Source organism: Bacteroides sp. ET225 (genome assembly GCF_024733745.1).
In the GTDB taxonomy this organism is placed as follows: Bacteria; Bacteroidota; Bacteroidia; order Bacteroidales; family Bacteroidaceae; genus Phocaeicola; species Phocaeicola excrementipullorum.
Map to the genome: position 1 here is coordinate 1 of NZ_JANRHN010000056.1, position 10,261 is coordinate 10,261.

At 47.3% G+C, this 10,261-nt stretch carries 8 protein-coding genes; 7 read left to right on the plus strand and 1 reads right to left on the minus strand.

Going from position 1 to position 10,261, the window contains the following annotated elements; all coding sequences use genetic code 11:
• Nucleotides 1–229: 229 nt before the first annotated feature.
• Nucleotides 230–988: an SGNH/GDSL hydrolase family protein gene (locus tag NW212_RS14700; protein ID WP_309148260.1), complete on the minus strand. Its 759-nt coding sequence runs from the start codon at nt 986–988 to the stop codon at nt 230–232.
• Nucleotides 989–1,202: 214 nt separating this feature from the next.
• Between NW212_RS14700 and NW212_RS14705 the strand changes: the two genes are divergently transcribed.
• The 7 genes from NW212_RS14705 (at nt 1,203) to nadD (ending at nt 10,150) form a co-directional block, all read left to right on the plus strand.
• Nucleotides 1,203–3,623 (plus strand): glycoside hydrolase family 95 protein, encoded by a 2,421-nt coding sequence (locus NW212_RS14705; RefSeq protein WP_258339373.1) that lies wholly within the window; start codon nt 1,203–1,205, stop codon nt 3,621–3,623.
• 102 nt (nt 3,624–3,725) lie between these two features.
• Nucleotides 3,726–6,080 (plus strand): glycoside hydrolase family 3 N-terminal domain-containing protein, encoded by a 2,355-nt coding sequence (locus tag NW212_RS14710; RefSeq protein ID WP_258339374.1) that lies wholly within the window; start codon nt 3,726–3,728, stop codon nt 6,078–6,080.
• A 147-nt stretch (nt 6,081–6,227) separates the two neighbouring features.
• Nucleotides 6,228–7,760, plus strand: coding sequence for a glycoside hydrolase family 43 protein (locus tag NW212_RS14715; RefSeq protein WP_258339375.1), 1,533 nt, complete (start codon nt 6,228–6,230; stop codon nt 7,758–7,760).
• 158 nt (nt 7,761–7,918) lie between these two features.
• Nucleotides 7,919–8,794, plus strand: coding sequence for a YicC/YloC family endoribonuclease (locus NW212_RS14720; RefSeq protein WP_258339376.1), 876 nt, complete (start codon nt 7,919–7,921; stop codon nt 8,792–8,794).
• A 19-nt stretch (nt 8,795–8,813) separates the two neighbouring features.
• Nucleotides 8,814–9,380 carry a guanylate kinase gene (gene gmk, locus NW212_RS14725; RefSeq protein WP_258339377.1) on the plus strand — a complete coding sequence of 189 codons (567 nt, stop codon included), beginning with the start codon at nt 8,814–8,816 and terminating at the stop codon, nt 9,378–9,380.
• 6 nt (nt 9,381–9,386) lie between these two features.
• Complete coding sequence (locus NW212_RS14730; protein WP_258339378.1) at nt 9,387–9,578, plus strand: hypothetical protein; 192 nt, start codon at nt 9,387–9,389, stop codon at nt 9,576–9,578.
• The gene (gene nadD, locus NW212_RS14735) at nt 9,557–10,150 is read left to right on the plus strand and encodes a nicotinate (nicotinamide) nucleotide adenylyltransferase (protein ID WP_258339379.1); all 594 of its coding nucleotides are present in this window, start codon (nt 9,557–9,559) and stop codon (nt 10,148–10,150) included. The genes NW212_RS14730 and nadD overlap by 22 nt, the downstream gene beginning before the upstream one ends.
• The last annotated feature ends 111 nt before the right edge of the window (nt 10,151–10,261 follow it).

Genomic DNA, 10,261 nt, shown 5'->3' on the forward strand with positions numbered 1-10,261 from the left:
CTTATATTTAATCGAGTTTATCGGACAGCAATATTAAACTTTACATATCTTTCTTATGCCCCACTCAAACCACACATCCTGTATTGTCTGATTGGGACATTACAAAAATATGTCATAGCAAAAAGAATCTCGGGAGTTATTTGTTTCACCCAACGGCATAATTTGTTCCTGCACTCATTTAATAACTTTTAATGCCGTAGCAAAGGAAATCATAAAAAGGCAAGGCCTGTCAAGGAAGAATGCGGGCCTGTTCCACCTTTTCCATCCAAAGCTCCGACATCCTTTTATGTCCAGCCGGAGTAGGATGGATTCCATCCCATATCCAATATGTATCCTGCGAAGTGGGTTCCTTGGCAAGAATTTCGTCAAACATTTCATCATACGGAAGACAAACAGCATGGTAATCGGCTGCAATCCTCTTTACAATACGTGAAAGACTATGCACAAGACTGTCACGCAACGCAAAATTTTTCTTATCCTTCATCGTACCTGTATAAGCGACGAACGGTGTCCCTAAAACAATCTTCAGGTCGGGATTCATACGCAAGGATCGGCCGAGCAAAGACCGGTAGCAACGTTCCCACGCCAAGGTGTCGAAAGGCACAGACATGTCGCCTTCTATATAATAATGTATATCATTCGTTCCAACCAGTATGGACAATACATCGGGATTCAGGTCGACCACGTCCTCTTTCCATCTCTGTTCCAGATCGGCCAATGTATTTCCACTGATCCCACGATTAAAGAAGCGGTATCCGTGATCCGGATAACGGCTTTGATAATAGGATGCACACAGATACATGTATCCGCTTCCATAGATATGATTCATGTCCCAATGATTCCGGGCAGAAGAAGGCATCGGGCCACCGTCGCTGCTTCCCCAACTTCCATCCGTTATTGAATCGCCGATAAACAGAATGCGAATCCCCTCGCAAAAAACGGAAGAAGACAAAAGAAAAAATAAGATAAAAAACATGTTGCGCTTCATATGCTGACTTTAATTAACAGTTTATTAACATTACAAATATAGACGTTTTATCTTTCCACAAAACACAAGACATGACTTACAAAACATTTGATACATCACTTAGAAACATCAGAAACACCCTGACGGCATCCGATGCAACAAGAGAAGCATTGGTTTGCCCGACAAAAAGGTTATATTTGCATGAGAAACAGTAACCCTATAAACATCTGGTATAATGAAAAATAAAAAAGCCATACTGAAACTGCTTTTCCTGTTGCCGCTTTCTGTCCTTGGACAGACAAAACCGAGTCTGACCTTATGGTATGACGAACCAGCCGCACAATGGGAAGAAACATTGCCGCTAGGAAACGGAAGACTTGGAATGATGCCTGACGGTGGAATTGAACGGGAACATATCGTATTGAACGAAATCAGTATGTGGAGCGGATCGGAAGCCGATTACAGAAATCCCAAAGCAGCCGAAAGCCTTCCTGCCATCAGGCAACTCCTCCTCGAAGGAAAGAACAAAGAGGCGCAAGAACTGATGTACACCAGTTTTGTCCCTGTAAAACCGGAAAAAGGAGGGACCTACGGAGCCTTCCAAATGCTAGCCGACATGTTTATCGATTACACATATACTGTACCGGATGATTCGGTCAAGAACTATAAACGATGGCTTGATCTGGAAGAAAGCGTAGCCTATACAGCATTCACTAAAGGAAAGGTCCGGTTTACCCGCGAATATTTCGTTTCCCGAAACAAGGATGTCATCGCAATTCTGCTGGATTCTGACCGTCCGGAAGCACTCAGTTTCCGCATCACATTAAGCCGCCCGGAAAGAGGGAAAGTCAAGAAGCAGAACGAAGGAGAACTTGAGATAGCCGGAATGCTCGACAGCGGAAATCCCGGGCAAGACGGCATATGCTATGCTGCATTCGCGAAAGTCATACCATGCGGCACACAAAGCCAAATGCAGACCCACAGCAACGGGACGATAGAGGTACGGTCAGCAGACAAGGCATGGATTATTGTATCTGCCGCCACCTCTTATCTTGCCGGAAATATCTACAGGACAGAGGCTCAGCGCCTGCTGAATGATGCAACACCCCCCAACTCCCTGATGCATATAAAAGAAGAAGCGGTCAAAAGCTACCGCAAACTTTTCACAAGGGCGGGAATAACATTACCGGAGAACAAACATTGTGCAGGACTCCCTACCGACAAACGTCTGGAAGCCTTCCAGCAGCAGGATGACCCTTCACTCGCAGCCCTCTATTACAACTACGGAAGATACTTGCTTATCAGCAGCACACGGCCCGGCAGCCTTCCGCCTAACTTGCAGGGACTATGGGCCAACGAACCGGGAACACCGTGGAACGGGGATTACCACACAAACATCAACATCCAGATGAATCACTGGCCCATAGAGCCAGGCAACCTTGCTGAACTGTACCAGCCGCTTATTGACCTGGTCAAACGGCTGGTTCCAAGCGGGGAAGAAAGTGCAAAGGCGTTCTACGGACCGGATGCAAAAGGCTGGGTGCTCCACATGATGACCAACGTATGGAATTATACCGCTCCGGGCGAACATCCCTCATGGGGAGCTACCAACACCGGAGGCGCATGGCTTTGCGCCCATCTTTGGGAGCATTACCTATACAACGGCGACAAACAATATCTTGCCGACATCTATCCGATATTGAAGGGTGCATCAGAATTTTTCCATTCGACCATGATACGTGAGCCGGAACATGGCTGGCTGGTGACAGCACCCACATCATCTCCGGAAAATGAGTTCTACACATCAAAAAACGACCGTACCCCAATCAGCGTCTGCATGGGACCTACCATGGACATCCAACTGGTGAGAGAACTGTATTCCAATGTCATAGAGGCAGCTAACATCCTGCAAACGGATTCCGTCTATGCTTCAGATTTGCAAAAAGCAATCGACCAGCTCCCCCCACATCAAATCAGCTCCAAAGGCTATCTGATGGAATGGCTGAAAGATTACGAAGAAGTCGACATGCACCATCGTCATGTATCACATTTATACGGACTTCACCCGGGCAACCAGATATCGCCGGTCAAGACTCCCAAATTGGCGGAAGCCTGCAAACAGACACTGGAAAGACGGGGTGATGGCGGAACCGGATGGAGCCGGGCCTGGAAAATCAATTTCTGGGCACGTCTGGGAGATGGCAACCGGGCCTATACTTTATTCCGGAATTTACTTTATCCGGCTTATACACATGCAAACCCGACGCAACACGGAAGCGGTACTTTCCCGAACCTGTTCTGTTCGCATCCGCCATTCCAGATAGACGGGAACTGGGGAGGAACGTCAGGAATAAGCGAGATGCTGCTTCAAAGTCAGGACGGATTTATCAGTCTGCTGCCGGCGCTTCCGGATTCATGGGACGAAGGACGTTTCTACGGATTCAAAGTGCGGGGAGGAGCAACTATCAGCGTTGAATGGACAGACGGAAAGCCGCAGAAAGTGGAACTTGTCGGGGGATGGAATCCTTGCCTAAAGCTGAAGACACCCGCAAACGCACAAAGAACATTATATAACGGAAAAGAAATCAACACTGAAGAATACATAAAAATGACCTTGAAAAAGGATGAAAAGGTGATTCTGACATTTCATTATTAAAGCGAATGCCCAATCTGCACATAAATTGTTAAGAAAGTATCAGACTAGCCTTCAGATTCCTCTTACATTTGTAAAAAATCAACCAAAATAAAAACAGATTTCATGAAAAACATTTCAAAACTAGCACTGGCATCCATGATATGCACAAGCTCTTTACTGCAGACGGGCTGCCAACAGAAAACGTCCGGGTCCGCCATTCCTTCTGATCCGGCAATTGAAGAAAACATCCAGCAATGGCTGAAGAAAATGACGCTGGAGGAGAAAATCGGACAAATGTGTCAAATCACCATTGATGTGGTAACCGACTTTGAGGCAAGCCAGAAAAACGGCTTTACTCTTGACAAGGAAAAACTGGATACAGTAATCGGAAAATATAAAGTAGGGTCCTTGCTGAACGTGCCGTTAAGCATTGCACAAAAGAAAGAAAAATGGGCGGAAGCGATCAAACAGATACAGGAGTTATCAATGAAAGAAATCGGCATTCCATGCATTTATGGCGTAGATCAGATACACGGAACAACCTACACGCTTGACGGAACAATGTTTCCCCAAGGAATAAACATGGCGGCAACTTTCAACCGTGACCTCGCGAAACGAAGCGCAGAAATATCTGCATACGAAACCAAGGCGTGCAATATCCCTTGGAACTTTGCACCTGTAGTCGACTTGGGAAGGGATCCGCGCTGGTCGCGCATGTGGGAAAACTACGGAGAAGACAGCTACGTAAACACGGAAATGGGCAAGGCTGCCGTAGCCGGATTTCAGGGAGAAGCCCCCAACCACATCGGGAAATACAATGTAGCAGCCTGCATGAAGCACTATATGGGATACGGAGTTCCGATATCGGGCAAAGACCGTACTCCATCGTCCATCTCACGCAGTGACATGCGCGAAAAACATTTCGCCCCCTTCCTTGCAGCCGTACGGAACGGTGCGCTGAGTGTAATGGTCAACTCAAGCGTAGACAACGGAATGCCATTCCACGCAAACAAAGAACTGCTGACCCAATGGCTGAAAGAGGACTTGAATTGGGACGGACTTATCGTAACCGACTGGGCAGACATAAATAACCTGTGTGTCCGCGACCACATCGCCGCAACGAAAAAGGAGGCTATCAAGATTGCTATCAATGCCGGAATCGACATGTCAATGGTTCCGTACGAAGTAAGTTTCTGCGATTATCTCAAAGAGCTTGTAGACGAAGGAGAAGTTCCGATGAGCCGTATCGACGATGCCGTAGCACGCGTATTGCGGCTGAAATACCGGCTCGGGCTGTTCGACAAACCTTACTGGAGCGTAGAAGAATACAGCAAGTTCGGTTCGGAAGAATTCACCAAAGTCGCCCTGCAATGTGCGGAAGAATCGGAAGTGCTGGTAAAGAACGAAAACAACGTGCTTCCCCTCGCCAAAGGAAAGAAGATTCTGCTTACAGGACCTAACGCCAACTCAATGCGCTGCCTCAACGGAGGATGGTCATACAGCTGGCAAGGGCATCGGGCTGACGAATGTGCGCAAGCTTACAATACAATCTACGAATCACTGTGCAATAAATACGGAAAAGAAAACATCATCTATGAACCGGGAGTGACATACGCACCCTACAGGAACGACAACTGGTGGGAAGAAAACAAGCCGGAAATAAGCAAAGCGGTTGCAGCTGCCGGAAGAGCGGATGTTATCGTTGCCTGTGTCGGCGAGAACTCCTACTGTGAAACTCCGGGTAACCTGACCGATCTCAATATGTCGTCAAACCAACAGGAACTGGTGAAAGCACTGGCAAAAACCGGGAAACCTATTGTTCTGATACTCAACCAGGGACGTCCGCGCCTCATCAAGGATATTGAACCGCTGGCAAAAGCCATTGTCAATATCATGCTGCCAAGCAATTACGGAGGTGACGCACTGGCCAACCTGCTTGCAGGTGACAGCAATTTCAGCGGAAAGATGCCGTTCACTTATCCGAAACACATCAATGCACTGGCCACTTATGACTACAAGCCGTGCGAAAATATCGGACAAATGGGCGGAAACTACAACTATGATTCGGTAATGGATATCCAATGGCCGTTCGGTTACGGGCTAAGCTATACCACCTACCAGTACAAAAACCTGAAGCTGGACAAGACGGCTTTCACGGCAGATGACGAACTGACATTCACGGTTGATGTAACCAATACAGGCAAGATGGCAGGAAAAGAAAGCGTACTCCTATTCTCGAAAGATCTGGTGGCAAGCAGCACGCCTGACAACATCCGGCTGCGCAATTTCGACAAAATAGCATTGGAACCGGGAGAAACAAAGACGGTTACACTGAAACTGAAAGGAAGCGACATGGCATTTGTCGGATATGACGGCAAATGGATACTGGAGAAAGGGGACTTCAAGTTCAAATGCGGTGACCAATGGATTGACGCACAATGCAGCCAAACCAAAGTCTGGGAAACGCCGAACAAATAAATGGAACACCTCTAACCGGAATGCAGGAATACGGAGAAATGAAGCAGATTCACTCCGTGTTCCTGCATTCTTCATCCAATATCAATCCTATTCAGACCTTGAAAGAAGTCAACAAAACAGAACAACCACTCATCCCAAAAGTCACGCATGAAAAACTTATTCCACTTATTCTTTTTTTTCGCCTGCATAGCCTGCCATGCACAAGGATACCAGAATCCTGTTATCCGAGGTTTTCATCCCGACCCCAGCATCTGCCGGGCTGGCAGCGACTATTATCTCGTGACCAGTTCGTTCGAATACTTCCCCGGAGTTCCTCTTTTCCATAGCCGGGACCTTGTGAACTGGGAACAGATCGGGCATGTGCTCACCAGAGAATCACAACTGAAGATAAAGGGAGGAAATATCTGGGGAGGTATTTACGCTCCTACCATCCGATACAACGACAGCATCTACTACATGATTACCACCAACAATTCGGACAAAGGAAACTTCCTGGTATATACTGACAACCCGCGCGGAGAATGGTCGGATCCTGTATGGATCAGCCAAAAGGGGATTGACCCTTCCCTCTATTTCGAAGAGGGACACTGCTACATGGTGAGCAATCCCGAGAATGCTATCTGGCTGTGCGAAATCGACCCGAAAACGGGAAAGCAACTTACTGAATCAAAACGCATCTGGGAAGGAACCGGAGGCCGTTACCCTGAGGGTCCGCACATCTACAAACGCGAAGGATGGTACTACCTGATGATCAGCGAAGGAGGTACGGAGTACGGACATAAAGTAACCATAGCCCGCAGCCGGAACATCGAAGGGCCTTACGAAAGCAATCCTGCCAATCCTATTCTGACACATATCAACAAAAATGCACAGGACAACCCCATACAAGGGGTCGGACATGCTGATATGATACAGGCACACGACGGCTCGTGGTGGCTGGTGTGTCTTGGGTTCCGCACGCAAAGCGGACAACACCATGTATTGGGAAGGGAAACTTTTCTTGCGCCTGTCTGCTGGAACAAGAACGGGTGGCCGGAAGTAAACGGGAACGGCACCGTCAGTCTGGACATGAAAAACACAAAGACACTTCCGCAAGTCAAATTGAAAGACACTTCCGACCAGAACTTCAATGGCTCCCGGCTGGGAGTGGAATGGAACTGGACAGGTAATCCCATAAAAGAGAACTATTCGCTTACTGAAAGAAAGGGATTCCTCCGCATAAGGGGAAGCGCCAACAAACTGGATGATTTCAACTGCTCTCCTTCTTTCATCGGGCGCAGACAGGAGGACATTGATTTTCAGGCTACGACAAAAATGCAAAAAGAAGGAAACGGCAATGCGGGAATCACCGCATACCTGTGTCCCTCCGCACATTACGACCTGCTCATCTCAGGCAACAAACTGAAAATCAGATACCGGATGGGGATGCTCCTCCATGAGAAAGAGATCTGCAAGATTCCGGAAGGAACCGTCCATTTAAGAATTGAGGCCAATGCGGATGTATACACCTTCTTATACTCACCCGACGGAATCCACTACACGGAAGCCGGACAGATGGACACACGCTACCTCAGCTCCGAAACAAACGGGGGATTTACAGGTGTCTATCTGGGCCTGTTCGCTGAAGGAAAAGGACATGCCGATTTCGATTGGTTTGAATATATGCCTCTCTGCCAGTGACGGACACCGGAAAACTCTGTCCCGGCATCCAGAGGAACAGTCTGCATCGGAAAAACAAAAGGTGCTGCCGGGACACGAAGTTTCCTCCAGATCTTCGCTACTTTCCACAGATTTTCATAACTTTGCATTCAGAATGACTATTAAAAACAAAATGAGTTATGATACAATCAATGACCGGATACGGAAAAGCGACCGCAACATTCGGTGATAAAAAAATCAACGTCGAAATCAAATCGCTCAACAGCAAGGCTATGGACTTGTCTACCCGAATCGCTCCTCTTTACCGCGAAAAGGAAATGGAGATCAGAAACTTGATTTCAAAGGTTCTGGAACGGGGAAAAGTAGACTTCAGCATCTGGATTGAAAAAGACGCGGCTGAAACCGCCACTCCTATCAATACCGCTCTGGTTGAGAACTATTATAACCAAATCCGGACAATATCCGAGAATTGCCGTATCCCGCTGCCTCAGGACTGGTTTGCCACACTGCTGCGCATGCCTGACGTGCTCACTAAGGTAGAAGCACAAGAACTGGAGGAAGAAGAATGGACGGTAGTACGGAAAACCGTTGAAGAAGCATTGCAACGGCTCGTTGACTTCAGAAAGCAAGAGGGCGAAGCTCTTGAAATGAAATTCAACGAAAAGCTGGACAATATCGAACGGCTTCTGGAATCTATCGAACCTTTTGAAAAAGAACGGGTTGCGAAAATAAAAGAGCGGATAACCGATGCGCTGGAACGGATTCTCGACACGGACTATGACAAGAACCGTCTGGAACAGGAACTGATCTACTATATCGAGAAGCTCGACATCAACGAGGAAAAGCAAAGACTGGCCAACCACCTGAGATACTTCAGAGAAACAATGGCGAGCGGACACGGACAAGGAAAGAAACTGGGATTCATCGCCCAGGAAATGGGACGTGAAATCAACACCACGGGAAGCAAGTCGAACCATGCGCAGATGCAGAACATCGTGGTACAGATGAAAGACGAACTTGAACAGATAAAGGAACAGGTACTTAACGTAATGTAAAATTCAACGGCTACATTTTATGAGCAAACTGATCATATTTTCGGCTCCTTCCGGATCCGGCAAGTCAACCATCATCAACTATCTGCTGAAGCAGAACCTGAATCTGGCTTTTTCAATCTCGGCAACCAGCCGTCCTCCCAGAGGAACAGAGCAGAACGGAGTGGAATATTTTTTCCTTTCACCCGAAGAGTTCAGACAACGCATTGCAAACGACGAGTTTCTGGAATATGAAGAGGTGTACAAAGACAGATTCTATGGAACGCTCAAATCGCAGGTGGAAAAACAGCTCGAAGCTGGACAGAATGTGATTTTTGACGTGGACGTTGTGGGCGGATGCAACATCAAGCGATTCTACGGCAACCGTGCGCTTTCGGTATTTATCCAGCCGCCTTCGATTGAAGAATTGCGCAAGCGTCTGACAGGCAGGGGAACAGATTCGGCAGAAGTCATAGAAAGCCGGATCGCCAAGGCTCAGTTCGAGCTGGACTATGCAGACAAATTCGATGTACGCATCATAAACGACAATCTTGAGAAAGCGGAAGCAGAAGCCTTGAAAGTCATTACCGAATTTATAAACAGAAAATAAACAGAAATGATGAAAATAAAGAATCCACAGAAGACGATGTTCATGCTCACCATCCTCTGCATCGTTATCGGGCTTGCAGCCATCGCAGTAGGAATTGTGGCCGTCTATAAGAAAGAATACATCATTGCCGCGGCCATGCTGCTGGTGGCTGTCTGGCAAATATTCAATTTTCGCCAATGGAGAAAGGCTATAAAATAAAGACTGGCATATTCGGAGGAACATTCAACCCGATACATATCGGACATCTGGCACTGGCAAATTATCTGTGCGAATTCGGAGAAGTTGACGAAATATGGTTTATGGTAACTCCGCAAAATCCGTTCAAGCGGAACGAAACATTGCTTGACGATTGGATGCGCCTGGAGATGGTAGAGGCAGCAGTAAAGGATTATCCGCATTTCTCTGCCTCTGACTTCGAGTTCCAGCTTCCCAAGCCTTCCTACACCGTGACAACGCTGAACAGACTGGCAGAGGTCTATCCCGAAAGGGAATTTCATCTGATTATCGGAGCAGACAATTGGGCATCCTTTGACCGATGGAAGTCGCCGGAAGAAATTATCCGGAAGCATCATGTGCTGATTTACCCGCGCAAAGGATATCCTCTCGACCCGGAAAGCCTACCTCCTCAGGCACGCATGGTTGAAACACCGCTGCTGGAGATAAGCTCCACCTTCATCCGCAATGCAATACATCAGGGGAAAGATATCCGCTATTTTCTTCATCCGGAGGTCTGCCGGATTATAAAGAAAAGAAATCTATATACAGAATAAGGGCATGTCCTGAGGCACGCTACCACAAAAGGCTTCACCCAAGAAAACAGCTACTCCCCAAACGGGAATGGCTGTTTCTTTCAAAAACAAGGCCATTAGTGTCCACTAAAA